21 protein-coding genes and 1 tRNA gene are annotated in these 25,019 nt (G+C 70.3%); 15 read left to right on the top strand and 7 right to left on the bottom strand.

Annotated features, from left to right (window positions below):
* Window positions 1-46 precede the first annotated feature (46 nt).
* The 6 genes from topA (at window position 47) to SSMG_RS36010 (ending at window position 9,949) form a co-directional block, all read left to right on the top strand.
* Window positions 47-2,920, top strand: a complete 2,874-nt coding sequence (topA, locus tag SSMG_RS36035) for a type I DNA topoisomerase (protein ID WP_009084356.1) — start codon at window positions 47-49, stop codon at window positions 2,918-2,920.
* A gap of 61 nt (window positions 2,921-2,981) precedes the next feature.
* Window positions 2,982-4,130 (top strand): MFS transporter, encoded by a 1,149-nt coding sequence (locus SSMG_RS36030; RefSeq protein WP_050788357.1) that lies wholly within the window; start codon window positions 2,982-2,984, stop codon window positions 4,128-4,130.
* Window positions 4,131-4,208: 78 nt separating this feature from the next.
* A complete protein-coding gene (locus SSMG_RS36025) occupies window positions 4,209-5,045 on the top strand; it encodes an ESX secretion-associated protein EspG (RefSeq protein ID WP_199786081.1) in 837 nt (278 codons plus the stop codon).
* Between the two features lie 827 nt (window positions 5,046-5,872).
* Entirely contained in the window at window positions 5,873-6,454 is a 582-nt protein-coding gene (locus tag SSMG_RS36020) for a hypothetical protein (protein ID WP_199786080.1), read from the top strand.
* A gap of 148 nt (window positions 6,455-6,602) precedes the next feature.
* On the top strand, window positions 6,603-8,753 hold the full coding sequence (locus SSMG_RS36015; RefSeq protein ID WP_009084349.1) for a dTMP kinase: 2,151 nt from the start codon (window positions 6,603-6,605) through the stop codon (window positions 8,751-8,753).
* Window positions 8,750-9,949, top strand: a complete 1,200-nt coding sequence (locus SSMG_RS36010; protein WP_009084348.1) for a DNA polymerase III subunit delta' — start codon at window positions 8,750-8,752, stop codon at window positions 9,947-9,949. The genes SSMG_RS36015 and SSMG_RS36010 overlap by 4 nt, the downstream gene beginning before the upstream one ends.
* Before the next feature lie 74 nt (window positions 9,950-10,023).
* Here the strand turns inward: SSMG_RS36010 and SSMG_RS36005 are convergent, their stop codons facing one another.
* Window positions 10,024-11,712 carry a hypothetical protein gene (locus SSMG_RS36005; protein WP_009084346.1) on the bottom strand — a complete coding sequence of 563 codons (1,689 nt, stop codon included), beginning with the start codon at window positions 11,710-11,712 and terminating at the stop codon, window positions 10,024-10,026.
* A gap of 127 nt (window positions 11,713-11,839) precedes the next feature.
* On the opposite strand from SSMG_RS36005, the gene SSMG_RS36000 reads away from it, so the two are divergent.
* Window positions 11,840-11,913, top strand: a tRNA-Thr gene (locus tag SSMG_RS36000).
* 100 nt (window positions 11,914-12,013) lie between these two features.
* Here SSMG_RS36000 and SSMG_RS35995 read toward each other — a convergent pair.
* Together SSMG_RS35995 and SSMG_RS35990 are read right to left on the bottom strand one after the other, a co-directional pair.
* The gene (locus SSMG_RS35995) at window positions 12,014-12,880 is read right to left on the bottom strand and encodes a hypothetical protein (RefSeq protein ID WP_009084344.1); all 867 of its coding nucleotides are present in this window, start codon (window positions 12,878-12,880) and stop codon (window positions 12,014-12,016) included.
* 92 nt (window positions 12,881-12,972) lie between these two features.
* On the bottom strand, window positions 12,973-13,440 hold the full coding sequence (locus SSMG_RS35990) for an SRPBCC domain-containing protein (RefSeq protein WP_009084342.1): 468 nt from the start codon (window positions 13,438-13,440) through the stop codon (window positions 12,973-12,975).
* A gap of 110 nt (window positions 13,441-13,550) precedes the next feature.
* Between SSMG_RS35990 and SSMG_RS35985 the strand changes: the two genes are divergently transcribed.
* From SSMG_RS35985 to SSMG_RS35975, 3 genes are all read left to right on the top strand, one after another.
* Window positions 13,551-13,982, top strand: a complete 432-nt coding sequence (locus tag SSMG_RS35985) for an SRPBCC domain-containing protein (protein WP_037715980.1) — start codon at window positions 13,551-13,553, stop codon at window positions 13,980-13,982.
* Window positions 13,972-14,307 carry a helix-turn-helix transcriptional regulator gene (locus tag SSMG_RS35980; RefSeq protein WP_009084337.1) on the top strand — a complete coding sequence of 112 codons (336 nt, stop codon included), beginning with the start codon at window positions 13,972-13,974 and terminating at the stop codon, window positions 14,305-14,307. The genes SSMG_RS35985 and SSMG_RS35980 overlap by 11 nt, the downstream gene beginning before the upstream one ends.
* A 103-nt stretch (window positions 14,308-14,410) precedes the next feature.
* The gene (locus SSMG_RS35975) at window positions 14,411-14,860 is read left to right on the top strand and encodes a hypothetical protein (RefSeq protein ID WP_009084335.1); all 450 of its coding nucleotides are present in this window, start codon (window positions 14,411-14,413) and stop codon (window positions 14,858-14,860) included.
* Between the two features lie 48 nt (window positions 14,861-14,908).
* Here SSMG_RS35975 and SSMG_RS35970 read toward each other — a convergent pair whose 3' ends face one another.
* Window positions 14,909-15,367 (bottom strand): GreA/GreB family elongation factor, encoded by a 459-nt coding sequence (locus SSMG_RS35970; RefSeq protein ID WP_037715978.1) that lies wholly within the window; start codon window positions 15,365-15,367, stop codon window positions 14,909-14,911.
* Window positions 15,368-15,489: 122 nt separating this feature from the next.
* Between SSMG_RS35970 and SSMG_RS35965 the strand changes: the two genes are divergently transcribed.
* From SSMG_RS35965 to glyA, 3 genes are all read left to right on the top strand, one after another.
* Window positions 15,490-16,077, top strand: coding sequence for a TetR/AcrR family transcriptional regulator (locus SSMG_RS35965; protein WP_037715976.1), 588 nt, complete (start codon window positions 15,490-15,492; stop codon window positions 16,075-16,077).
* A gap of 19 nt (window positions 16,078-16,096) precedes the next feature.
* The gene (locus SSMG_RS35960; protein WP_009084329.1) at window positions 16,097-16,615 is read left to right on the top strand and encodes a gamma carbonic anhydrase family protein; all 519 of its coding nucleotides are present in this window, start codon (window positions 16,097-16,099) and stop codon (window positions 16,613-16,615) included.
* Between the two features lie 157 nt (window positions 16,616-16,772).
* Window positions 16,773-18,032: a serine hydroxymethyltransferase gene (gene glyA, locus SSMG_RS35955; protein ID WP_009084327.1), complete on the top strand. Its 1,260-nt coding sequence runs from the start codon at window positions 16,773-16,775 to the stop codon at window positions 18,030-18,032.
* 21 nt (window positions 18,033-18,053) lie between these two features.
* Here glyA and SSMG_RS35950 read toward each other — a convergent pair whose 3' ends face one another.
* Together SSMG_RS35950 and SSMG_RS35945 are read right to left on the bottom strand one after the other, a co-directional pair.
* A complete protein-coding gene (locus tag SSMG_RS35950; protein WP_009084322.1) occupies window positions 18,054-19,220 on the bottom strand; it encodes an RNA polymerase sigma factor in 1,167 nt (388 codons plus the stop codon).
* Window positions 19,217-19,624, bottom strand: a complete 408-nt coding sequence (locus SSMG_RS35945) for a YciI family protein (protein ID WP_009084320.1) — start codon at window positions 19,622-19,624, stop codon at window positions 19,217-19,219. Before SSMG_RS35945 ends, SSMG_RS35950 begins: the two co-directional genes overlap by 4 nt.
* Before the next feature lie 218 nt (window positions 19,625-19,842).
* Between SSMG_RS35945 and SSMG_RS35940 the strand changes: the two genes are divergently transcribed.
* On the top strand, window positions 19,843-21,492 hold the full coding sequence (locus SSMG_RS35940) for an MDR family MFS transporter (RefSeq protein WP_009084319.1): 1,650 nt from the start codon (window positions 19,843-19,845) through the stop codon (window positions 21,490-21,492).
* Window positions 21,493-21,548: 56 nt separating this feature from the next.
* Here the strand turns inward: SSMG_RS35940 and SSMG_RS35935 are convergent, their stop codons facing one another.
* A complete protein-coding gene (locus SSMG_RS35935; RefSeq protein WP_009084318.1) occupies window positions 21,549-22,067 on the bottom strand; it encodes an inorganic diphosphatase in 519 nt (172 codons plus the stop codon).
* 172 nt (window positions 22,068-22,239) lie between these two features.
* Here SSMG_RS35935 and dacB point away from each other — a divergent pair, with 172 nt between their 5' ends.
* Complete coding sequence (gene dacB / locus SSMG_RS42750; RefSeq protein ID WP_037715973.1) at window positions 22,240-24,996, top strand: D-alanyl-D-alanine carboxypeptidase/D-alanyl-D-alanine-endopeptidase; 2,757 nt, start codon at window positions 22,240-22,242, stop codon at window positions 24,994-24,996.
* Window positions 24,997-25,019: the final 23 nt, after the last annotated feature.

Below are 25,019 nucleotides of genomic sequence, written 5' to 3'. Positions count from 1 at the left end.
AGAGCGCCGCTGCGGCGGCGCGGAGATGAGTGGAGAGCAGGGCAGCGTGGCAGGAACACGGACCAAGAAGAGCGGCACCGGGGGCAACGGTGCCGATCGACGGCGGCTGGTGATCGTCGAGTCGCCAACCAAGGCCCGCAAGATCGCCCCCTATCTCGGCGGCAACTACGTCGTCGAGTCCTCCGTCGGGCACATCCGGGACCTGCCCCGCGGCGCCGCCGACGTCCCCGCGCAGTACAAGGGCGAATCGTGGGCCCGGCTCGGCGTCGACATCGACAACGACTTCAAACCGCTCTACATCGTCACCCCGGACAAGAAGTCCAAGGTCACCGAGCTGAAGGGGCTGCTGAAGGACGTCGACGAGCTCTACCTCGCGACGGACCCCGACCGCGAGGGCGAGGCCATCGCCTGGCACCTGCTGGAGACCCTGAAGCCCAAGGTCCCGGTGCGCCGGATGGTCTTCCACGAGGTCACCGAGCAGGCCATCCAGGCCGCCGCCGCGGCCACCCGCGAGCTGGACGCCGACCTCGTCGACGCGCAGGAGACCCGCCGCATCCTCGACCGGCTTTACGGCTATGAGGTCTCGCCGGTGCTGTGGAAGAAGGTCATGCCGAAGCTCTCGGCGGGCCGCGTGCAGTCCGTCGCGACGCGGATCGTCGTGGAGCGCGAGCGCGAGCGGATGCGCTTCACCTCGGCGTCGTACTGGGACATCTCGGCGACCATGGACGCCGGCGAGGACGCTTCGCCGCGTACGTTCCCCGCGCGCCTCGTCGCGGTCGACGGCTCGCGCCTGGCGACGGGTCGCGACTTCGACTCCAACGGGCAGCTCAAGGGCAACGCCGCGGACATCCGCGTGCTCGGCGAATCGGACGCGCGGGCGCTGGCCCAGGCGTTGAGCGAGCGCGACTTCAAGGTCGCGAGCGTCGAGGAGAAGCCGTACACGCGCAAGCCGTACGCGCCGTTCATGACGTCCACGCTGCAGCAGGAAGCTGGCCGCAAGCTGCGCTTCACTTCCGAGCGCACGATGCGGATCGCGCAGAAGCTGTACGAGAACGGTTACATCACTTATATGCGTACCGACTCCACGACGCTGTCGGAGTCGGCGATCACGGCCGCGCGCAACCAGGCGACGCAGCTGTACGGCAAGGAATACGTCTCGCCGTCGCCGCGCCAGTACACGCGCAAGGTGAAGAACGCGCAGGAAGCGCACGAGGCGATCCGTCCGTCGGGCGAGGTCTTCCGTACGCCGGGCCAGGTCGCGAAAGAGCTGGACACCGACGAGTTCCGGCTCTACGAGATGATCTGGCAGCGCACGATCGCGTCGCAGATGGCGGACGCGAAGGGCACCACGATGTCGGTGCGCATCGTCGGCACCGCCGCGACCGGCGAGGAATGCACCTTCGCCGCTTCGGGCCGCACGATCACCTTCGCCGGCTTCTTGAAGGCGTACGTCGAGGCAGTCGACACCGAGGCCGGCGGCGAGGCCGACGACAAGCAGAGCCGGCTCCCGGTCCTGGCCAAGGACCAGGCCCTCACCGCGCCCGAGCTGTCCGCGGACGGCCACTCCACGTCGCCGCCCGCGCGCTACTCCGAGCCGAGCCTGGTCAGCAAGCTGGAAGAGCTGGGCATCGGCCGCCCGTCGACGTACGCGTCGATCATCAAGACCATCCAGGACCGCGGCTACGTGTGGAAGAAGGGTTCCGCGCTGGTGCCCTCGTGGGTCGCGTTCGCCGTGGTCGGGCTGATGGAGCGGCATTTCGAGCGGCTGGTGGACTACAACTTCACCGCCGGTCTCGAGGACGAGCTGGACCGCATCGCCAACGGCGACGAGCACCGCGTCGAATGGCTGTCGAAGTTCTACTTCGGCGGCGACTTCGGCGTCGAGGGCTCGGTCGGCCGCCTCGGCGGGCTGAAGAAGCTGGTCGACGGCAGTGTCGAGGGCATCGACGCGCGCGAGATCAACTCGATCCCGATGTTCAGCGACGCCGAAGGGCACCAGGTCGTGGTGCGCGTCGGCCGCTACGGGCCGTACCTGGAGCGCGAGGTCAACGGGGAGTCGCAGCGCGCGAACCTGCCCGAGGACCTGCCGCCGGACGAGCTGTCGCCGGAGATCGCGGAGAAGCTCTTCGCGACGCCGCAGGAAGGCCGCGTGCTGGGCACCGACCCGGTCAGCGGACACGAGATCGTGGCGAAGGAAGGCCGCTTCGGCCCGTACGTCACGGAGCTGCTTCCTGAGCCGGAGCTGCCCGAGGACGCCACCGCGGCGCAGAAGAAGGCCGCGAAGGCGAAGCTGCCGAAGCCGCGTACGGGGTCGCTGTTCAAGTCGATGTCGATCGAGACGATCACGCTCGACGACGCGCTGAAGCTGCTCTCGCTGCCGCGCGTCGTGGGCAAGGACCCGGAGTCGGGCGACGAGATCACCGCGCAGAACGGGCGCTACGGGCCGTACCTGAAGAAGGGCACGGACTCGCGGTCGATCCAGACCGAGGACCAGCTGTTCTCGATCACGCTGGAAGAGGCACTGAAGATCTATTCGGAGCCGAAGCAGCGCGGCCGGTCGGCCACCGCGCGTCCGCCGCTGAAGGAACTCGGCGACGACCCGGTGTCGGGCAAGCCGATGGTGGTCAAGGACGGCCGCTTCGGCCCGTACGTGACCGACGGCGAGTACAACGCGACGCTGCGGAAGTCCGACAGCATCGAGGAACTCACCGCGGAGCGCGCGGCCGAGCTTTTGGCGGAGAAGCGCGCGAAGGGTCCGGCACCGAAGAAGCGGACCACGACGCGTAAGGCGCCGGCGAAGTCCACTGCGGCGAAGTCGACCACGACCAAGTCGACAGCGGCGAAGTCGACGGCGGCGAAGTCGACGACTGCGAAGAAGGCTCCGGCGAAGCGCAGCAGCACCGCGACGAAGTCGAAGTAACGAGAATCCGAAGGGCCACCTGGAAAACTCCGGGTGGCCCTTTCTCGTGTCAGGGGGACGGATGGGGGAGACGCAGCGCGCTCGTGCCGCGGTTTCCGTGGTTTTCGCGGTATGCGGCGCGGCTTTCGCTTCGTGGGCGGCCCGAGTTCCGGCGGTACAAGGAAAACTCGGCCTCAGCGCCGGAGAACTCGGGATCGGGCTGTTCGGGCTCGCCGCCGGTTCGGTGGTGGCCTTGCTGGCCGCGGGACCGCTGATCACGAAGATCGGCAGCCGGCGCGGGGTTCTTTGCGGGGCCACGGTGCTGTGCGGCGGATTGCCGCTTGTCGCGTTCGCGCCGGATCTGCCGTTGTTCGTCGCCGCGCTCGTGGTGCTCGGGGTGGGCAACAGCCTGCTGGACGTCTCGATGAACGCGCACGCCGCGCGCGTCGAAGAGGCCTACGGGCGGCCGATTTTCGCTGGCTTCCACGCGTTCTGGAACATCGGCGGATTGGCCGGGTCGGGCGTCGCGGCGCTGATGGAGGTCTGGCGGGTGCCGATCGAAGCGCACTTCACCGGTGCTGGCGTGGTGCTGCTGGTGCTCGGGATTTTCGCCGCTTCGCAGTTCTTGCCCGGGGCGGACCGTGGTCAGGGCGAGGCGGCGTTTGCGTTGCCCAGCAAGGCATTGATCCCGTTGGGCGTGATCGCGTTCTGCGGTTTCGTCGCGGAAGGCACGGTGAACGACTGGAGCGCGGTCTACCTCCGGGAGGTCACCGCAGCGAGTGCGGCCGTCGCGTCGCTGGGCTACTTCGCGTTCTCGATCACGATGATCGCGGTGCGGACGGTGGCGGACCGGGTCGTCGAGCGCGTCGGCGCGGTGTTGTTCATGCGGGTCGCGACCGGGGTGACGGTCGTGGGGTTCCTGCTGGTGGTCGTGGTTCCGGTGCCGGCGGTCGCGGTGGTCGGGTTCGCCGTCGTCGGGCTCGGGGTGTCCGGGATGGTGCCGCTCGCGTGGAGCGCGGCCGGGCGCAAACAGCCGGAAGCGCCGGGCCGGGCGATCGCGGCTGTCGCGGCGTGCGGGTACCTCGGGTTTCTTGCCGGTCCGGTGCTGGTCAGCGGGCTGAGCGGCGGGATCGGCCTGCACTGGACGCTCGCCGTGGTCGGCGCGCTCGTGGTGACGGTCGGTTTCCTCGCGCCCACGATGCGTGTCGGCGATCCGGTGTCGCGGCGTTGACCGACCGCTCGCCGCACGGATGGGTTGATTCGAACAAAAGTTCGAGAAATTGTCGGTACCAGGGTGTTCAATGACGGGGTGAGCAGTTCAGCACCCGTCGTCTTCGACGTCATCGACGAGGTCATCGGACCGCTGCGGGCCGAGATGCCGCAGCGGCCTTCGGTGATGGAGTTCTACGACCCGCATTTCGAGGTGCCGCCCGTGCTGGCCGAGGAGGAGCCCGCCGGCGCGGCGTCGGGACTGAGCCTCGCCGAGGAGGTCCGGCAGTCGTTCGGGCCGATGCTCGGCGCCGGGCTGGCCGAGGAGGTGGAGCAGTACACGCGGTTCGTCGCCGGGATGGCCGCGCTCGGCCTCGCCGCCGACGGCGAGGTGACCGCCGAAGCGGTCGAGCTGTACCGAGTGCTGCGCGGCGGGTTCATCCGGGGAGTGGTCACCGGGGTGTTCCCGGCGAGCGAGGAGCCGTGGGAGGTGCGGTTCTTCGGCGACGAGGACTTCACCACGGTGATGAGCAAACTGGGCCGCCGGGCGCGGCTGCGGTCCGGAATGCTCAGCGCCCTGCCCGGCTGGGTGTTCGACGGCCTGCCGGACCGCCCGCCCGGTCCGGGCCCCGCGGTGCGCATCGAAACGGACGACAGCGGCCTGATCCCGCGGGAGGCGTGGGGAGACCTGGACGTCATCCGGCAGGCGGTCGCCCGCCCGCGGCAGGGAACGGTGCTGGTCGACCTGGCGGTGCGGGACGCGGTGCTGGCGGAATACCCGCACGGCGCGTTCGGGCTGGTGGACAACGACCAGGGGAGATACCAGTTCCGAGCCGCCCCTCGCGGTTCGGGCGGGGGCTGGGTGGTGACGTGGTCTCCGGCTACCCGGGGGACCGCGGAGGCATGGATCGTGGAGGCGGTGCGCAGTCATGCTTGACCGGATGTGACCGGATGTGATCGCGGCACGGTCTGGTCGGGCTCGACTGGATGTGATCGCGGCCGGGCCTGGTCGGCCGAGCCGGGGACGGTCCGGGCGAGCCGCGCTGGTCCGGTCGGCTCGGTGCTCGGTGCTCGGTGCTCGGTGCTCGCGGCTCGGGACTCTGGGCGGCTGGGTCTGACTCAGTCGCGCTCGGCGGTTCTCGGGCGGGTCGGTCGGTTCGTCCACGCTGGCCGGTTCGGGCGACCGGCCCGTCCCGCCTGTCCGGCTGGCCGGCTGGCCGGCCGAGCCAGCCGAGAGAGCCGGGGCGGCCAGCTTTGCCGGGCGTGTTGATCTGCCCGCTCTGCCCGGCGTGCCGATCTGCCCGCTCTGCCGGGTGGTGCCGGGCGGCTGGGTCTGGCTCAGTCGCGCTCGGCGGCTCTCGGGTGGGTCGGTCGGTTCGTCCACGCTGGCCGGTTCGGCCAACCGGCCCATCCCGCCTATCCGGCCGAGCCAGCCGAGCGAGCCGGGTCAGGCCCGGTCTGCCCGGCATTGCCGATCTGCCCGCTCTGCCGGGTGGTGCCGGGCGGGGCAGGGCGGCGGCTCTGGGCGGCTGGGTCCGGCTCAGTCGCGCGCAACGGCTTTCAGGGTGGCGCGGTCGTTTCGTCGACACTGACTGGGCTCGGCAGGCCAGCCCGCCCGGCCGTCCGCCCGAGCTCACTGGCCCAGGTGAACTCGCCACCCCTCCGGCGCGGGCAGCAGTGGTTCTGCGGCCATTGGGTGGATGCGGGAACCGGTACTCTCGCCGACACTGGACTCGGCGGACATTCCGTAGTGAGGTGGTCACCATGAGCACGAGCGACGGGACTCCGTTTTTTCCCGCCTCCGGGCCAGACCGGGACGGGACGTTGGCCGGTGACGTCGGGGACGAGCGGTTCGCCGATCCGCTCGCCGGGTTCGAGATCTCCACGAGCCGCGCGCCGCGGCCGTTGCCGACTGCCAAGCCCGTTCAGCATGATCCCGAAGAGGTCAAGCGGATGGTCGAGGCCGCGCTGAAAGAGGAAGCCAAGAAGAAGGAAGTCGTCAAGACGCCGAATCCGATTCCGCCGTCCGAGCGGCCGGACCTGGTTCCTCTCGGGTTGCTCCCCCGGCAGCGGACGTGGCCGACCAAGGCTCCTCAGCTGCTGAAAAAGGTGCCCCGGCCGCGGCCGAAGCGGGTCACCGAGATCGCGGACGACGACATCGAGGAAGAGCTCGCCGGACGGCAGAGCCGGCGCGGGCTGCCCTCGATCGGCATGCCCAGTTTCGGCCGCCCTTCCAGCAGCACGGCGGGCGTCGTGCTCGCCGTGGTGTTGCTCATCGTGTTCGGAATTGTCGCGATCGAGCTGATCGCTAGCCTGGTGAGCAGTGTGAAGGGGCTGTTCGGCTGACGCCCGCTGACCTCGGATATCACGGGGCGTGCCCTCCTGCCGTCCGCGGCGGGACTACCCTGGCGGCTACACGGTCGGGGGATCCGCCGGGGTCGCCTGACTCCGCCGTGACAAGTGGGGTGGGCGTATCAGCGAGGGCGTACGGTCGGTGCCTGGCACCGGCCCGGGCGGATCGGGCGGGACGTCCACGATCCACCGGGCCCGCCGGGTGCTGGCGATCAAACCGTTTCGTCGGCTGTGGGGCGTCACGTATCTGTGCAGCGTCGCCGACTGGCTGAACCTGCTGAACCTCACCAGCCTGAGCACCAAACTCCTCGACAACTACTCCGCGCAGAACTACGCGTTCGTCGGCGTCATCGTCACCGCGCTGCTGCCCGGCCTGCTCTTCGCCCCGCTCGGCGGCTTGCTCGCGGACCGGTTCGACCGGCGCAAGATCATGGTCGTCTGCGACCTGCTGCGCTGCGGGTTCCTGCTTTCGATCGCCGTGGTCGGCGCGCCGTGGTGGCTGTTCGTGGCGAACTTCCTGGTCGGCTGCTGTTCGATCATGTGGATCCCGTCCAAGGACGCCGCGGTGCCGAACCTGCTGCGCCGCCCCGAGCAGGTCGAGACCGCCAACCAGCTCGGCATGGTGATGACCTACGGCCTCGCCGTCATCACCGCCGCCGGGGCGAACGCGCTGATCCTCGGCGCGAACTCCACGTTCCACCTCTTCCAGGGCCCCGGCGTCGACCTCTACATCGCCAAGGTCGTCGTCGTCATCACCGGCCTGCTGTACCTGATCAGCGGCATCCTCGTCGCCACCCGCATCCCTGAACTGTCCCTCCGCGACGTCCACTCCACGCCGCAGCAGAAGATCAAGCGGGCCGACGAGGAGAAGTTCGGCTTCGGCGCGATGATGCGCGACGGGCTCAAGTTCGTCCGCAGCACGCCGATCGTCCGCGGTCTGCTGATCGGCGCGTTCGGCGCGTTCGCGGCCGGCGGCGCGGTCATCGGCGCGGCCAAGCCGTACTCGTCGTCCCTGCTCGGCGGCGACGCGGCGTTCAACCTGCTGATGCTGGCCGTCTTCATCGGCCTGGCCCTCGGCATGGCGGTGGCCCCGAAGCTCGCGCACCGGCTGCCGCACGACCGGCTGTTCGGCATCTCGATCGTCCTCGCCGGGCTCGCGCTCGGCGTCGTCGCGTTGTCGCCGCACCTGGCGATCTCGGTGGGCGCGGTCGCCTTCGTCGGCGTCTGCGCCGGCACCGCGTTCCTCACCGGCGTGACGATCATCGGCTCCCGCGTCGAGGACGCGATCCGCGGCCGGATCAACGCGATCTACCAGGCGATGCTCAAGATCGTGCTGTTCGGCGCGACGGTGGTCACGCCGGTGCTGATCGGCCTGGTCCGCCAGCGCAACGTCACCCTGTTCGGCACGCCGATCATCGTCGACGGCACCCGTCCGGTCATTCTCGGCGGCGGGCTGCTCGCCGTGCTGCTCGGGATCATCGCCTACCGGCAGATGGACGAGCGGCGCACCGAGAAGATCTTCAGCGACCTGCGCAACGCGCTGCGCCGCAACCCGCGTCGCGTCAACGGCTTCCTGATCGCCATCGAGGGCACCACCGCCGTCAACACCGCCGAGCAGGCCGCGCGGCTCGCGCGCTGGCTCGGCACCGGCACTCGGCCGGTAGTGCTCACCGCCGACCCGGCGCTCGGCGAACAGCGCTTCCGCACGCTCGTTTCGGACGCCGCCCTCACCGGGGTGCGGGCGCAGGCGCTCGTCGCCGCGGCCGTGCGCGCCGAGCTGGTGGAACGCCAGATCCAGCCCGCGCTCGACGCCGGGTCAGTGGTCGTCATGGAGCGCTTTGTCGACTCCCCGCTCGCGTCGTTGTCCGCGGCGGGCGAGCTGGACCGCGACGAGCTGGAAGGCCTGGTCGACTGGGCCACCGGACGGCTCCGTCCGGACCTCACCGTGCTTCTCGACTCCGAGCATCCGGAAGACCCGCAGCCACCGCTGAAGGACCAGCTGTGGGTGCAGAAACTGCTCGCCGAGATGGCCGCCGCCGACCCGGACCGGTACGTCGTGGTCGACGCCGAAGGCTCGGACCGCGACGTCGCGGTCCGGGTCCGCAGCGCCGTCCAGTCGGTCTTCGTCGGCTCGCTCGCCGGCCTCGCCCCCGCGGAACCTGCGGAACCGGCGGAGGAGGAACCCGAAGACGCGGCCGCGGCGGACGTCGCCGAGGCGGCGGCAGCCGAAGCGGAAGCGACGCAGAACGGCGCGGACGCGCTGCCCGTAGTGTCCAAAGTGGAGGATCGGTGACCACTCCGATCGGCGTCTGGACTGAACTCGTCGGCCAGGAACCCGCCGTGGAAACTCTTTCCACCGCGGCGGCCGCGGCAGCCAAGATCGTTGCCGGAGAACCTGTCGCGCCTGCGGCGATGACGCACGCCTGGCTTCTCACCGGGCCGCCGGGGTCCGGCCGTTCGGTGGCCGCGCGCACGTTCGCCGCGGCCCTGCAGTGCAGCACCGGAACCGGTTGTGGCGCCTGTCCCGGCTGCCGCACGACGATGGCTGGCACCCACGCGGACGTGCGGCTGGTCGTCCCGGAAGGACTGTCCATTTCGGTCGCCGAGATGCGCGCGCTCGTGCAAGCGGCGGCGCGCCGGCCGACGACCGGCGAGTGGCAGGTCGTGATCATCGAGGACGCCGACCGGCTTACCGAAGGCGCGTCGAACGCCCTGCTCAAGGCCGTGGAAGAGCCGCCAGCGCGCACTGTCTTCCTGCTGTGCGCGCCGTCGGACCACCCCGAGGACGTCTCGGTCACCATCCGTTCGCGGTGCCGGCTGGTCCCGTTGCGCACCCCGCCCGCCGAGGCGATCGCGCAGGTGCTGATCTCCCGGGACGGCGTCGATCCCGAGCGCGCCCACTGGGCCGCGTCGGTGTGCAACGGCCACGTCGGCCGGGCGCGCCGCCTCGCCACCGACGAGGCCGCTCGGCAGCGCCGCGCCACCGTGCTGCGGATTCCGCTCGGGCTGCGTCGTCCGGACGACGTTTTCACCAGCGCCGACCAGCTGATCAGCGCGGCGGAAGCGGACGCGGGCGAGGAAAGCAAGGGCCGCGACGAACAGGAACGCTCCGAACTGCGCACCGCGATGGGCGGCGACGGCACCGGCAAGGGCGTCGCCGGAGCGAAGCGGGCCGCCGAGGCCGCGGTGAAGCAGCTGGAGAAGCGCCAGAAGTCCCGCGCGACGCGAACTCAGCGCGACACCCTCGACCTCGCCCTGGTCGACCTGGCGGGCTTCTACCGCGACGTCCTGGTGACGAGCACGCGTTCCGGTGCGACGCTGACGCATCCCGACCACGCCGAGCAGATCAACTCGGCCGCCGCTTCCTGGTCGCCGGAGTCGACGCTGCGCCGCCTGGAAGCGGTACTGGAGTGCCGCGAGGCCATCGGGCTCAACGTGAAGCCGCGGATCGCGGTGGAAGCCATGGTCACCACGCTTCGCCAAGGCTGACCCAGCTCAACGAGAAGCTCAACGGAAACGGCCCCCTCGCCAGTCAGCGAGGGGGCCGTTTCCGTCGTCTAGCTTCAGTCGCGCGGATGCGGCGACGGCTTGAACGGCGTGTCCGGGCCGCCGGTCGGCCGCTTCAGCACCAGTGCGGGACGCCGCCGGTTCGGGAACGCCGCGACCATCACGACGCCCATCAGCAGCATCGCGGTACCCGTCCAGAACAGCGGCACCGTGTCGTACGCGCCGTTCGTGTAGGCCAGGTGCTTCACCGGACCCGCCGGTGCGGCGCCACCCTGCGGCGGAGCCGGCGGGGGCGTCGTCGAACCGCACACGACGCCGCCGGTCGGGGCGTACGCGCGGGCGATCTGCTCGCCCAGCGACAGCTGCGCCAGTGACGACGGCAGGTTGTCGCCGGCCTGCTTCGGCAGCAGTTCCTTCAGCTTCTGCGTCGGCAGCACCTGGACGTCGAGCAGCCGCGCCGCCGCGCCGATCTGGTAGCCCTTGAACGGCGTGGTCGCCTCGGACTGCTTCTGGTCGAGGTTCGCGATGCTCAGCCGCAGCACGCCGAGATCGAGCACCTTCCCGGTGGTGTCGCCGAGCTGCTGCAGGCCCTGCGTCGCGGTGGCGACCAGGCCGCCGACGACCGGCACGTTCTTCACGCCGTCGCTGAACTGCTGGTTCAGCTGCGAGAGCGGCAGGCCGATCGGGATGTCCTTGGTCGGGTGCGCCGCGTCGAGCGTGTACAGCGTCTTGCCGCCGGCGGCGATGGTGATCACCGGAGCCTGGTAGTCCACCTTGGACGTATTCGCGTCGCCGGTGGAAGTGACGGTGAGCGTCGGCTGGCTGGCCACCTTCAGGTTCAGCTCGAGCGGGGTGCCCTTGAGGATGTTGATGTCCGCCGCCTGCAGCGTGGACCTCGACTGCACCGCCTTGTTCGGCGAACCCGGGATGTCGACGAGCTTGACCTGCGACCGCGACGACAGCGTGTTCGGCAGGCTCAGCAGCGAACCGGTGCCCGCGGCGGGCGTCTGGCCGCTGCCGGGCAGCAGGCCGCCGAGGCTCTGCAGGCCGGTCGTCGGATCGAAGCCCTTCGCGAGCTGGTCAGGAGACAAGTTCAGCCCGCCGCTGCCGAGGATCGGGACCTGCGGAAGCGTCGGGATGACGTTCAGCAGCGACAGGCTCGCGACGGACGTGCTGGCGTCGGCGATCGTGTCCACGCACGGGCCGAGCGATTCGCTCCAGCGGGCGTGCGCGGTGCCGTTGAGCAGCCCGACGTTCAGCAGCGGGTTCGACGGCGCGTTCAGGCCCCCGCTGATCTCCTTCGGGTTGTCCGGCAGCGCGGTCTGCACGAGGCTGCCCGGCGTCTGCGGAGCCTGGCCCCCGACGGCCAGCCCGAACGGAGACGACTGCGCGATCGACTTCTCGTAGGCCAGGTAGGCCTCCGAGTTCGCCGACGCGCTGGACAGGCCCATGCCCGCCTCGAGCGCGGACTGCTTCGGCAGGGTCTGGCCGAAGCCCGGAAGGATCGTGCTCGTGGTGACCGAGTTCGGCAGCAGCCGCAGGACGCCGAGCGCCGTGCCCGCGTCGCCCACCGCGTGCCCGAGCGGCTGCGGCCCGATGGGCGCCGACGCGGGCGGCTGCGAGGGATTGTTCGGCTGCGGGATCGGCGTCGTGGGAATCTCCTGCGCACCGGCCGGCGCGGCCAGGAGCAGGAGCAACGCGGCAGTTGCGGGTACCGCCAGCGCACGGGGCAGTCTTCGCTGCATGTGCCGGGTCCTCCAGTGGATCGCCGGGTCGGGGAGTGAGACCGAAGTCATAGGAGCCTAACGACGCGGCCCCCGCAAGGTGACGCACCACGCCTCCGCTACACTGATGACCGTCGCGCAGCGGCACGCCGCCTTAGCTCAGTCGGCCAGAGCGATTCACTCGTAATGAATAGGTCGGGGGTTCGATTCCCCCAGGCGGCTCCGCAGGCCAGGCCCCGTCCGAAGCGATTCGGACGGGGCCTGACTCGTTTCCGGGGCGGTCCGCGGAGCTTCCCCAGATTCACCCGTTAGGGGATCTCGGCTAGCCGCTCCGTTCGGCGAGCAGTTCCAGCCCGCCGGGCCCGAGCCGCAGGACCGACGGGACCAGTTCCGTGGTCTCGTAGCGCGAAGCGAGCACCTGCTCCCGGATGAGTTCCGCCGGGCGGGAACCCTCCCTGGCGACATACATCTCGTCCGGGCAGGGCAGGCCGACGATCAGGTCTCCCGTGCCGAGGTGCGGGGTCAGCTGGGAGTACAGATCAGGCAGCGCGAGCGCGGACGCCGCCAGCTGGTTCTCCCTGGCGAGCGAGACCAGCACGTCCTCGCCGGAACTGCGCACCTCGAACTTCAACCCGCGGGCCAGGCAGCCGAACCCGACGTCGAGAAGTTTCTCGAGCGGCGCGTCCATCTGCTCCTGCTCGTGCCGGGTGATGTGCTGCATCCCGATCTTGCCCTCGGGAGTCCGCGACACCACCGCGAGCGCGACCGACAGCTTGCCGGGCACGAGCGGGTGGTGCGGCAGCGCCTCGAGCAGTCCGGCGCGCGGCGAGGACGCGCTCCAGAGGATCGGCAGGATCTCCTCGGCGCCTTTCCGCTGCTCGGCTTCGGCCATTACCGCGCGGGCTTCGGCGAACGCGCGGTCCCATTCACCGGGAGCCGGCCGGGCGAAGCTGTAAGTGCATTCGGCCTTCCGGAAATTCTTGGCCATGAATTTCTGGTCGGCCGCGGAGGGCTGCCATTCGCTGTACACGGCCGAAACCGCGGACCTGCGCACCTTGTGCTGTTGCCGGACGCTGGCCCAGGCCTGCTCGACCGCGTCCTCGGCCTGGGTCGGCGCACTGGCCAGCACGGGTTCGGGGAGGCCGTTGATCCGGAAGACGACGAGGTTCTGGGAAACGTCATCGTTCATCGGGATTCTCGCAAGGAAAAGGATCTTCGCATGCCGCTTGCCTAGCACAACCGCGGGCGGGCGGACTCGCGATCGGCGAATTCGGACCGGAATTACGCGGCCGGATGTCCTTCCGGGGCCTCGGATTTCGGGATCGGCTTGCCGGCGCCGGTGGTGAGCAGCGCGTGCAGGCTGGTGTTGACGCAGCTCGTCCAGCCTCGCGAGCAATCGCGGTAGCAAGCGCTGTCCGGAGTCAGGCCGTGGTGGGTGAAGCGCAGCGTCGTACCGGCCGGGCCCGGCGTGATGTCGAAGGTCATCCGGGTGTCGTTCCACTCGTCGTGCTGGTCGATGAAGGCGAGGTACGCGTCTTCGACGTGCCAGGAGATCCGGCGGCCGGGCTCGAGTTCGGTGACCCGGATCCGGCTCGTCGGGATGCTCTTGTCGAGGAACGAGAACGCGTCGCCGACCTCCGTCGCGGTGCCGGTGATCGATTCGCTGAACCAGCCTCGGACGTCGGTGACCGCGGCGAAGACCTCCTCGGGGGTGCGGTCGACGGTCAGCTCGGTGGTGAAGGAGTTCATCGGTCTTCCTCTCGGCGCAGTGACGCAACTGAATGGTTGCGACATTATGGCAACCGACTGGTTGCGTCAAGAGGTGTGGTTGCCTAGGCTCAGCCCGGAAGGAGCACGGCATGGGGTTTCCCGACCGCATCGAGCGGACGGTCGAGCTGGCGCAGCCGCCCGCGTCGGTGTGGACCGCGCTGACCACGGCGGACGGCCTGCGCGCCTGGTTAGGCGACGAGGCCGAGATCGACCTGCGGCCGGGCGGGCTCGGGCGGGTCGCGTGGACGGGCGACCGCAGCGCCGAGATCCGGGTCGAGCGCGTCGAAGCGCCCGCGGTGTTCGGGTTCACCTGGCAGGTCGACGGGATGCCGGAGGACGATCCGCGGCGCACGTATGTCGAGTTCACCCTGCAGGAGCGGGGCGGCGGGACCCGGCTCACCGTCGTCGAATCCGGGTTCGCGCAGTTGCCGGACGGCCAGTATCCGGCGACTTATCGCTCGCACACCGAAGGCTGGGCGCGCGAACTGGACGAGCTGGCGGCCAGTCTCGATGCCGGCTGATTCCGAAGCGGTCGCCGAGCAGGTTTTCTCCGCGCTCGCCGATCCGACCCGGCGGGCGATCCTCGCCGAACTGGCCGCGCGGGGTCCGGCGACCGCGACCGACCTCGCGGCCCGGCTGCCGATCACGCGGCAGGCGATCGCCAAGCATCTCGGACTGCTGTCCGACGCCGGACTGGTCGCCGCGGAACCCGGCGAACGCCGCCGGGTGCGGTACCGGCTCGATTCCGCGCCGATGCGGGTCGCGCAGCAGTTCCTCGCCGCCCTCGCGCGGGACTGGGACGGTCCGCTCGCCGCGCTGCGGGCTCATCTCGACCGCGAAGAATGACCCGGGATTTCACTCAGATGAGTGACGGAGTCGGCCGACTGGCCACCGGCAAAGGGCCGGAAGAACGAGGGCGGCGCCCGCCAGTCCCCGTTGACTGGAAGCCATGAACAACAGCGTGCGGAACAAGGCGGTACTGACCACGACCGGGATCGCGGCTCTGGCCACGATCACGTCCTGCGGCATCGGCGCCTCGATCGAGGAGAAGTCGAACGGCCACGTGAAGGCGGTCTCCTACGACACCGGGAAACAGGGCAAGGCCAACGCGGACGCCCGGCTTCCGTCGTGGGTGCCCGACGACGCGAAGTCGGTCACCGAGCTGATCCGCACCACCGGTTCGGAACGGATCCTGCGCTACCAACCAGGTCCGTCGGATCTTCCCGCGCTGTGCAAGCCGGGAAAGGCCGAGGCGAAGGCTCCGACCCTCACCGCGGACTGGTGGCCGGCCGGCGAGCACAAGCGGATGGACAAGGACTGCGGCGGCTGGCACGTCGCGGTCGAGTCGGACGGCGTGTACGCGTACCAGGCCGAAACGGTGGCCAACGCGGACAAATAACAGTGGCCGCCCCGGAAACCCGGGGCGGCCACTGTCTGTCCTCTGTGGTCAGTTGGCGGGCGGCGTCAGCTTCAGCACCGTCGCGGTGGCTTGCCCGCGCGGGGTGCGGTAGCTGATTTCCTCGCCTGCTTTCGCGGTGGCCAGCGCGAGACCGAGCGGGCTGTCCGACGTGATCGCGTCGGCGTCCTCGCCGGGAAGGGTCACCACGGTGAACTCTTCCTCGTCACCGTCGGAAAAACGCAGCGAAACCCGCGTGCCGTCGGGAAGCAGCGAGCTGTCGTACGCGCCGTGCTCCAGCTTCGCGGTGACGTCGGCGATCTGCCGGTCCAGTCGCGCCGCTGCCTCGGCGCGGTCGATCACGTCCGCCTGGTCGGCGGCGTCCCCCGTGCGTTCCTGCTCGCCCGGCTGCGGCGACAGCGCCTCCCGTTGCGCGCGCAGGTCCGCGATTTCCTTCTCCAGCTGACGGCGCGCCGCCTCGCTGAGCCCCTTGTCCCCTGAGATCACCATGCCGGGCATTGTCCGCTGCGCGGACCGGGGTGGCCAATCCGGTTTTTCACCCGCCGGAAGACGTTGGGACGACTGGCCTAGGATTCAGGGCTGCCGTCCTGACAAACGTAACGAGGATCACCGTGACCGCCGTGCCCGGCCGCAGCACCCAGCTGTCGCCCAACCAGTTGCAGAAGCAGGAACTGATCGTCGAAGCGGCTCGCCAGGTCCTCGCCCGCGAAGGGCTCGCCGGCTGCACGGTACGCGCGATCGCCGAGGCCGGGCCGCTCACCAAGAGTGCGATCCATTACTACTTCGCCGACATCGACGTGCTCATCGACCGGGCGATGGCCGCGCACATCAACATTTTCGTCGCGGAACTGCGCAAGGTCGCGGACAAGCACTCCGACCCGCGCAAGCGGCTTTTCGCGGTGACCGAGGCCTACCTCGCCGAATTCGCCGACCATCCGCGCGGCGCGTTCCTCTGGTTCGAGTACTGGATCGCGGCCGGCCGCGCGCAGCATCCGCAGGCGATCGACGCCATGCTCACCTCGATCACCGAACTGCTCGTCGAACTCCTCGCCCCGCTCGACGTCGACGATCCGCGCGCCCGCGCCCGCTCGCTGCTGAGCTATCTGCTCGGCGCGGTGGTGCAGCAACGCGTCCGGCCGCGGTCGTCCGCGAGCCTCCGCGGCGACATCGAGGCGCTCTGCTTCGCCGGGTACCGCTGACGCCGCTTAGGCTCCCGGCATGCCTTTGTTCTCCTTGGACGGCGTCAGCCCGAAGGTTCACCCGGACGCCTGGATCGCCCCCACCGCCACCCTGATCGGCAACGTGACCGTCGAGAAGGACGCTTCGGTTTGGTACGGCGCGGTGATCCGCGCGGACTTCGGCCCGATCGTCATCCGCGAGGGCGCGAACATCCAGGACAACTCCGTGATCCACTCCGGACCCGAGATGACCGAGGTCGGCCGCAACGTGACCGTCGGGCACCAGTGCCTCGTGCACGACTGCACGGTCGGCGAACAGGCGTTGATCGGCAACGGTTCCACGGTGCTCGACCGCGCCGTGATCGGACCGCGCGCGTTCGTCGCCGCGGGCTCGACGGTCACGCCCGGCACCGAGGTCCCGGCGGAGACGATCGCGATGGGCAGCCCGGCGAAGAAGTTCGTGGAGCTGACCGATTCCGCGCGGGTGTGGGTCGAGCACAACGCGGCGGTCTACCAGGAACTCGCGCGGCGGCACCGGGGCGGCCTCGAGCAGGTCTGAGCCCGTTCCCGCGGAGCGGACGCGGGCTGGCGCGGTGCACTAAACTTCGTCCCGCAGCAGCGACTGGCGCATTCAAGAGGTGGAGCACCACCGGGGAGCGACGACGAGGCCGGCACCGCGCGCCTGGGTGCGGGCCACTGCAGAGCCGGAGCACGCCATGACACACCAGCCCGCCCTGTCCGCACTGTCCGCGGCGGATCCGCAGATCGCCGGCCTGGTCGAGGACGAGGCGAAACGCCAGCACGACAAGATCCGCCTGATCGCGTCCGAGAACTACGTTTCGCAGGCGGTGCTCGAAGCCACCGGCAGCGTGCTCACCAACAAGTACTCCGAGGGCTACGCCGGCAAGCGCTACTACGAGGGCCAGCAGTTCATCGACCAGGTCGAGCAGCTGGCGATCGAGCGCGCGAAGGCCGTCTTCGGCGTCGACCACGCGAACGTCCAGCCGTACTCCGGTTCCCCGGCCAACCTCGCGGTGTACCTGGCGTTCGCCAAACCGGGCGACACCGTGCTCGGCATGGCGCTGCCCGACGGCGGCCACCTCACGCACGGCTGGAGCGTGTCCGCGACCGGCAAGTGGTTCACGCCGGTCCGCTACGGCGTCCGCAAGGAAACCGGCCGCGTCGACCTCGACCAGGTCCGCGACCTCGCCCGCGAGCACCGGCCGAAGCTGATCTTCGCCGGCGGCACGGCCATCCCGCGCACCATCGACTTCCCGGCGTTCGCGGAGATCGCCCGCGAGGTCGACGCGGTGCTGGTCGCCGACATCGCGCACATCGCCGGCCTCATCGCGGGCGGCGCGCACCCGTCGCCGGTCGGCCACGCGCAGGTCATCACCACGACCACGCACAAGACGCTGCGCGGTCCGCGCGGCGCGATGATCCTCTCCGACGCCGAGCACGCCAAGGCCGTCGACAAGGCGGTGTTCCCGGGGCTGCAGGGCGGTCCGCACAACCACACGACGGCCGCCATCGCGGTCGCGCTGGGGGAGGCGCAGCAGCCGTCGTTCTCCGAGTACGCGCACACGATCGTCGCGAACGCCAAGGCGCTGGCCGAAGCGCTGGTCGAACGCGGGTACGACCTCGTCTCCGGCGGCACGGACAACCACCTGCTCCTGATCGACCTGACCAACAAGGCGGTGCCCGGCAAGCCCGCCGCGCAGGCGCTGGACCGCGCGGGCATCGAGCTGAACTACAACACCGTGCCGTTCGACCCGCGCAAGCCGTTCGACCCGTCCGGCATCCGGCTGGGCACGTCGGCGATCACCACGCGCGGGCTCAAGCCCGAGCACCAGGTGCAGGTCGCGGACTGGATCGACCGGACCGTGACCGCGCAGCAGGACGGCGCGCTGGACACGATCGCCGCGGAGATCCGCGAGTTCCTGCAGCCGTTCCCGATCCCGGGTTACCGCGAGTGAGGTCGTGAGTGGCGAAGCCGGTTAGAACCGGCTTCGCCACTCACGAGCTTTGAGCTGGGTATTGATCCGCGCCGCCTGCCGCGTCAAGTGCTCGCTCTCGGCCAGGTTCGGCGCTTTCTTCGCAGCTTCGCTGTACAGCCGCGCCGCCGTGCCGAGGTCCCCGTCGCGTTCGTGCAGATACGCGGCAACCGCGTCGTGCCGCGGCAGCTTGGAATCCAGTTCCGCCAGCGCCTTCAGCCCAGCCCGAGGCCCGTCCGCCTCGCCCACCGCCACCGCCCGGTTCAGCCGGACGATCGGGCTGTCGGTCAGCGCGAGAAGCTCGTCGTACCACTCGACGATCTGCACCCAGTCGGTTTCCTCCGCGGCGGGCGCGTCGGCGTGCAGCGCGGCGATCGCGGCTTGCGCCTGGTACTCGCCGAGCTGGTCGCGGGCGAGTGCCGCCTGAAGGATGTCGACGCCCTCCGCGATCAGCCGGGTGTCCCAGAGACTCCGGTCCTGTTCGGCGAGCGGCACGAGGCTGCCGTCCGGCTTCGTCCGCGCGGCCCGGCGGGCGTGGTGCAGCAGCATCAACGCGAGCAGACCGGCCACTTCCGGATGGTCGAATCCCGCGGCGAGCTGCCGGGTGAGCCGGATGGCTTCGGCGGCGAGGTCGAGTTCGCCGGAGTAGCCCTCGTTGAACACCAGATACAGCACGCGCAGCACGGTCGCGACGTCGCCGGGCGCGTCGAACCGCACGTCGGACACGGTTTTCTTCGCGCGGCTGATCCGTTGCGCCATCGTCGCTTCCGGCACCAGATACGCCTGCGCGATCTGCTTCGTGGTCAACCCGCCGACCGCGCGCAGCGTGAGCGCGACGGCCGACGACGGCGTCAAAGACGGGTGCGCGCACAGGAAGCAGAGCTGGAGCGAATCGTCCACCGCGGCCGCCGGACCGGGCGGCGGCTCGGCGTCCACCGCCACTTCCCGGCCCCGGCGCGCGGATTCCGACCGCGTGGCGTCGAGGAACCGGCGCCACGCGGCGGAGATGAGCCACGCCTTCGGGTCGCGCGGCGGATCGTCCCGCCACGCCTCCAGCGCGCGGATCAGCGCTTCCTGCACGGCATCCTCGGCCGACGCGAAATCCGCTCCGCGGCGGACGAGGATGCCGATCACCGCGGGCACGAGCTCCCGCAGCAACTCCTCGTTCATTCGGTCACCGAGGGCGTCACGCCGTAGCAGGGGCGCAGTTCGAGCCATTCGTGGATCGGCTTGCCGCCCGCGCCGGGGGCCGCGGACAGTTCCCCGGCCAGTTCGAGCGCGCGCTCGTAGCTGTCGACGTCGATGAGCATCCAGCCCGCGATGACGTCCTTGGTCTCGGCGAACGGGCCGTCGGTGACCGGCGGGCGGCCCTCGCCGTCGAAGCGGACCCACGTCCCTTCCGGGGACAGCGCCTGCTCGCTGACGAACTCGCCGGTCTCCACGAGCCGGTCCGCGAAGTCGCGCATGTACTGGATGTGGGCGGTGACCTCCTCGGGCGTCCACTGGTCCATCGGGACGTCGTTCACCGAAGCCGGCGCGCCGCGGTAGTGCTTGAGCAGCAGGTACTTGGCCATCGTGGTTCTCCTCCGTGCTGGTGGCGGCTCGGTGCCGTCACGTTCGCGCCAGGGACGGAGCCGGTCGCGCGTTCTCGACATCGCCCGGCGAGAGATTAGCGTCACACGATATTTGGTTGATGAATGCAAGCTTTTCGGGAACAGTTGTGGCGAGCAAGTAGTTGAGAGATACAAGCAACTAGTACGACAGCATCAATCAGGCACTGAGGGAGACCACCATGAGCGACACCGCCACTGCGGAAGGGGGCGCCACCACGAACGGACGGCTTTCACACCGGCAGATCCTCACGGTTCTGTCCGGACTGATGCTCGGCATGTTCCTGGCGGCCCTCGACCAGACCATCGTGTCCTCGGCGATGAAGACCATCGCCGACGAACTGCACGGGCAGAGCCTGCAGGCCTGGGCCACCACCGCCTACCTGATCACCGCGACGCTTTCCACGCCGCTGTACGGCAAACTGTCCGACCTCTTCGGCCGCAAGCCGATGTACCTGACCGCGATCTCGCTGTTCCTCGCCGGTTCGCTGGCGAGCGCGATGGCCGGGTCGATGTACGAACTGGCCGCGTTCCGCGCGTTCCAGGGCCTTGGCGCCGGCGGTCTGATGTCGCTCGCGCTGGCGATCATCACCGACATCACCTCGCCGCGGGAACGCAGCCGCTACCAGGGCTACTTCATGGCCGTGTTCGGCGTCTCGAGCGTCGCCGGCCCGGTCGTCGGCGGGTTCTTCGCCGGACTCGACTCGTTCGCCGGCCTGACCGGCTGGCGCTGGGTGTTCATGGTGAACGTGCCGATCGCGCTCGCCGCGCTGGTCGTCGTGAGCAAGGTGCTGAACCTCCCGCACACCCGCGTGGACCAGAAGGTCGACTTCCTCGGAGCCGGCGCGCTGACGCTGGGCCTCGTGCCGCTGCTGCTCGTCGCCGAACAGGGCCGCGAATGGGGATGGGGTTCGCCCGCGTCGCTGGCGATGTACCTGGTCGGCGCGCTCGGCGTGGCCCTGTTCGTCCTGCAGGAACGCCGGATGGGCGACGCCGCGCTGCTGCCGCTCCGGCTGTTCCGCAGCGGGGTGTTCCGGGTGTCGACGCTGGTCACCGTGATCCAGGGCATCGGGATGTTCGGCGCGATGATGTCGCTGCCGCTCTACCTGCAGATCGTCAAGGGCGCGACGCCGACCCAGGCCGGGCTGCAGATGCTGCCGCTGACCCTGGGCATCATGGTCGCGAGCCTCGGCAGCGGCCGGATCATCACCCGGACCGGCCGGTACAAGGGCTTCGCGGTCGCCGGACTCGGGCTGATGGCCGCGGCGGTGTACTCGTTCTCGATGATCGGCGTGGACACCGCGCTCGGCGTGGTCATGGCCATCGCGTTCGTGCTCGGACTCGGCCTCGGCTCGACCATGCAGACGCTGACCCTGGCCGCGACGAACGACGTCACGCCCCGCGACATCGGGGTCGCGACCTCGTCGGTGACCTTCTTCCGGCAGATCGGCGGCACGGCGGGCACCGCGGTGTTCCTGTCGATCCTGTTCAGCACGGTCGGCGACCGGATCGCGGCGGCGGTCCGCTCGGCGATGGCCTCCCCGGCCTACACTGCGGCGCTGGCGCAGCACCCGGAGTTCGCCCGGCAGCTGGCCGGCGGCGGGCTCGACGTGAACGACACCTCGTTCCTGTCGAAGCTCGACCCGGTGCTCGCCCGGCCGATCCTGGAAGGGTTCTCCAGCTCGATGAGCACGGTGTTCCTGATCGGCGGCGCGGTGCTGACCGTCGGGTTCGCGCTGGTCTGGCTGCTGCGGGAGAAGCCGCTGTCGGACAAGTCGGCCATGGAGCAGCGCGCCGAGCAGGAAGCGGGCGAACTGGCCCTCGCGGGCTGATCGGGCAGTAAAAAGGGCCGTCCACCTCTCCGGTGGACGGCCCTTTTTCGCGTGGCTCAGTGGTGCTCTTCGCCGTTGATCTCTTCCTTGGCGAGGCGGTCCTTCTCGCGCTCGTACGAGCGGGCGATCTCCGACTCGGCCTCGGCGCGGCTCACCCAGGACGAGCCCTCGACGCTCTTGCCCGGCTCGAGGTCCTTGTAGACCTCGAAGAAGTGCTGGATCTCGAGCTTGTGGAACTCGTTCAGGTGGTGGATGTCCCGCAGGTGCTCGAGACGCGGGTCGTTCGTCGGGACGGCGAGGACCTTGTCGTCCGGGCCCTTCTCGTCGGTCATCCGGAACATGCCGATCGCGCGGCAGCGGATCAGGCAGCCGGGGAACGTCGGCTCCTGGACGAGCACGAGCACGTCGAGCGGGTCGCCGTCCTGGCCGAGCGTGTCGTCGATGAAGCCGTAGTCGGCCGGGTACTGGGTCGCGGTGAACAGGGTCCGGTCGAGCTTGATCCGACCGGTCTTGTGATCGACCTCGTACTTGTTGCGCTCCCCCTTGGGGATTTCGATCGTGACGTCGAATTCCACGGCCGTCCTCGCTGCTTCTTCACTCTCGGTGTGCCACGCGCTCGTGGGCGGCAACCTCATGACCTCGTTGACGTCACTAGTGTGGACTACGCCCCGTCGGCGGGTCGCGCCGATGTCGGCCAGACGGCATGTGACCTTGGCCCCTCCGGGGGCGGGTGAGAAGGAGTGGTGGGTGCCGGAAAACGACCAGCCGAGGTGGCCCACGGGCGACGAGGACACCTCGTCCCAGGCGGACCGGGCGACCTCCCGCCTCCCCCTGCCCAAGCGCGACGCGGGGGCCACCGCGCAGCTTTCCGTGCCGAATGTCACACCGGGCGACGGGCCGGGATCGTGGTTCCGGCCGAACGTCCCGCCGGAGGAGGTCCCCGGGCTCAACGCGCCCTCGAACGCTCCCGTCCCGCCGCCGGAGCCGCCGCGGTCGAACCTCGCGGACCGGATGAGCGGCGCCTCGGTGCCCGCCCGGCCCGAGGAGCAGAAACCGCAGGCTCCGTGGGTGCCCGTGGAGGGTCCGACCCGGTTCGCGGCCGGGGTGCCGCGGCCGGACGGCGAGGAGACGGTGCAATCCTCGAAGGTCGCCAAGGATGCGGCGGAGGGTTCCGCCGAGCAGACGGTCCGGGCGCAGCCGAACGTCTCGCCCGGGCAGCAGGAGTCGTCGCCCGCTTGGCAGGCCGCGCGGAAGCCGGGGAACTCGCTGTTCGAGCCCGCCGGAGCGGAGGCTTCCGGCGAGGGGCAGGGGTGGAAGCCGTTCCAGTCCGGCCAGTCCGCCGGGTCTGCTCGGCCGGAGGAGAAGCAGGGGCAGCAGTTCGCCGCGTTCCGGGACGAAACGCCGGGGACGGGCGAGAACAACCAGGGTTGGGCCGCGTTCCGCCCGATCGTCGCGCGGGACGAGCAGGGGCAGGAGCCGCCCAAGGAGGGCTGGACCGCCTTCCGCAACGACTCCGGCGACGCTGCCAGCTCCGCTCAGCCGGGTCGTGGCGGCGAAGAGACGCAAGGGGCCAGCTCCGCTGGTCAGGCTCAGTCCGGCCGCGCCGAGGAGCAGAACCAGCCCGGCCTCCGCGGCGAATCGGCCTCGGTCGCCGGTTCCGCCGCCGCGCGGCTCAACCCCGACCAGCCCGGTCGTCCGGGCAACGACCCGCAGGCGGGTCAGTCCGACCGGCGAGACGAACCGCGGGCCGACCGGAACGAATCCGGTGCGGAGCCGTGGTCGCAGCAGATCGAAATCCCCGTCCGTCCCGCGCTGCCCGAACCCGCGCCCGGCACCGTCCCGCCCGCAGGCGGCCAGGTGCGGCCGATGCGGATCGATCCGTCCGGAGGCCAGTTCCCGGCGGAGGCGACCGTCGGGATCCCGCGCCCGGCCGAAGGCTTCCCCGTCGCGCCCGAGGGTCCCTCCGAGGCGACGATCGGCATCCCCCGGCCCGCGGACGGCTTCGCCGAACGCCCAGGTCCGGAGCAGATTCCGCCGCGCCCCGACGCGGAGCAGTCGCCTCCCGAGCCGCCTGCCAGCGCCGGGCCGGTCCCGGCCGCGGGCGACGCGCCGAAGAAGTCTCGCCGGAAGGCGCTGATCCTGGCGCTCGTCGTGCTGCTTTTGCTGGCTGCCGCGGGCGGTGCGTCCGCGGTGCCCGCCGTGTCCAACCGGCTCGGGCTGCCGTGGGCGCCGAACGCGCCGAAGGGCAGCGAACCGGACCCCGCCGACGCCAGCCTCGCGCTGCACGGCCCGGACACCTCCGGCCAGGGACCGTCCGCGAACGGCGTGGCCGCGAAGCTGTCCGGCCCCGCCGGTGCGGCCGCGCTCTCGCAGCTCAGCGGCAGTGTGATCGACCCGGCCAGCGGCACGGTGCTGTGGGACCACGCGTCGAACACCCCGCTGACCCCGGCGTCGACCACGAAGATCCTCACCGTCTCCGCGGCGCTGCTCGCGATGGAGCCGACGAAGCGGATCTCCACCAAGATCGTCCAGGGCGCGCAGCCGGGCACGGTGATCATCGTCGGCGGCGGCGACCCGTCGCTGACCGCGCTGCCGGTCGGCACCGATTCGCCGCTGTACCCCGGTGCGGCGCACGTCGACGACCTCGTCAACCAGGTCAAGAAGGCCGGCGGCGACGTCAAGAAGGTGCAGCTCGACGCGAGCGCCTTCAGCGGTCCGAACACCGCCCCGGGCTGGGAGCCGAGTGACGCGCCGTCGCTGTACGGCGCGCCGATCGTCCCGGCCATGACCGACGGCGGCCGCGGCAACCCGAAGGTCGACGAGACCATGCGCTCGGGCAACCCGGGAACCGCGCTCACCCAGCTCGTCGCGGACAAGCTCGGGGCGAGCCCGGCGGGCCCCGCCAAGGCCCCGGAAGGCGCGAAGGTGCTCGGCGAAGTCCAGTCGGCTCCGCTGCCGGACCTCGCGTACGCGCTGCTGCAGATCTCCGACAACGTGCTCGCCGACTCGCTCGGCCGCCAGGTCGCGATGGCCACCGGCGGGGAAGCGTCGTTCGCCGGAGCCTCCGCGGCGGTGAAGAAGGTGTTGGCGGACCACGGTTTCGACGTCAACGGCCTGCAGCTGTTCGACACGAGTGGACTGTCCAATCAGAACAAGGTGCCGGCCAGGCTGCTGGCGCAGGTGCTCGCCGCGGCGGCCGGTCCGGACGGCAAGGACCCGAACACGCCGAAGCTGCGTCCGCTGCTGGCCGGTCTGCCGGTCGCGGGCAGCCCGGAGGGCACTCTGCACGGCCGCTACCACTCCGGCGAAACCCAAGGGGGCAAGGGCTGGGTGCGCGCCAAGACCGGCACGCTCACCGGCGTCAACACCCTCGCCGGGTATGTGCTCGACAGCGACAACCGCGTGCTCGCCTTCGCGTTCATGTCCAACGGTTCGGAGAAGAACTCCGGGCAGGCGGCGCTCGACGTGCTGGCGACCGCGTTGCGCGGCTGCGGCTGCAAATAGCATGGCGCTGGGCCGACTCGCTG

This window comes from Streptomyces sp. AA4, assembly GCF_000158875.1.
Classification (GTDB): domain Bacteria; phylum Actinomycetota; class Actinomycetes; order Mycobacteriales; family Pseudonocardiaceae; genus Amycolatopsis.
This window is presented reverse-complemented; position numbering and strand designations above follow the sequence as displayed.

Bases quoted from the DNA above. Each gene is read 5' to 3' on its own strand.
- SSMG_RS35985 (WP_037715980.1), top strand. From the start codon at position 13,551: ATGGGGTTTCCCGACCGCATCGAGCGGACGGTCGAGCTGGCGCAGCCG.
- SSMG_RS36030 (WP_050788357.1), top strand. From the start codon at position 2,982: ATGGGGGAGACGCAGCGCGCTCGTGCCGCGGTTTCCGTGGTTTTCGCG.
- SSMG_RS35995 (WP_009084344.1), bottom strand. From the start codon at position 12,880: ATGAACGATGACGTTTCCCAGAACCTCGTCGTCTTCCGGATCAACGGC.
- SSMG_RS35975 (WP_009084335.1), top strand. From the start codon at position 14,411: ATGAACAACAGCGTGCGGAACAAGGCGGTACTGACCACGACCGGGATC.
- SSMG_RS35945 (WP_009084320.1), bottom strand. From the start codon at position 19,624: ATGGCCAAGTACCTGCTGCTCAAGCACTACCGCGGCGCGCCGGCTTCG.
- SSMG_RS36020 (WP_199786080.1), top strand. From the start codon at position 5,873: ATGAGCACGAGCGACGGGACTCCGTTTTTTCCCGCCTCCGGGCCAGAC.
- SSMG_RS35960 (WP_009084329.1), top strand. From the start codon at position 16,097: ATGCCTTTGTTCTCCTTGGACGGCGTCAGCCCGAAGGTTCACCCGGAC.
- SSMG_RS36005 (WP_009084346.1), bottom strand. From the start codon at position 11,712: ATGCAGCGAAGACTGCCCCGTGCGCTGGCGGTACCCGCAACTGCCGCG.
- SSMG_RS35970 (WP_037715978.1), bottom strand. From the start codon at position 15,367: ATGGTGATCTCAGGGGACAAGGGGCTCAGCGAGGCGGCGCGCCGTCAG.
- SSMG_RS35990 (WP_009084342.1), bottom strand. From the start codon at position 13,440: ATGAACTCCTTCACCACCGAGCTGACCGTCGACCGCACCCCCGAGGAG.
- SSMG_RS35940 (WP_009084319.1), top strand. From the start codon at position 19,843: ATGAGCGACACCGCCACTGCGGAAGGGGGCGCCACCACGAACGGACGG.
- SSMG_RS35980 (WP_009084337.1), top strand. From the start codon at position 13,972: ATGCCGGCTGATTCCGAAGCGGTCGCCGAGCAGGTTTTCTCCGCGCTC.
- SSMG_RS35950 (WP_009084322.1), bottom strand. From the start codon at position 19,220: ATGAACGAGGAGTTGCTGCGGGAGCTCGTGCCCGCGGTGATCGGCATC.
- glyA (WP_009084327.1), top strand. From the start codon at position 16,773: ATGACACACCAGCCCGCCCTGTCCGCACTGTCCGCGGCGGATCCGCAG.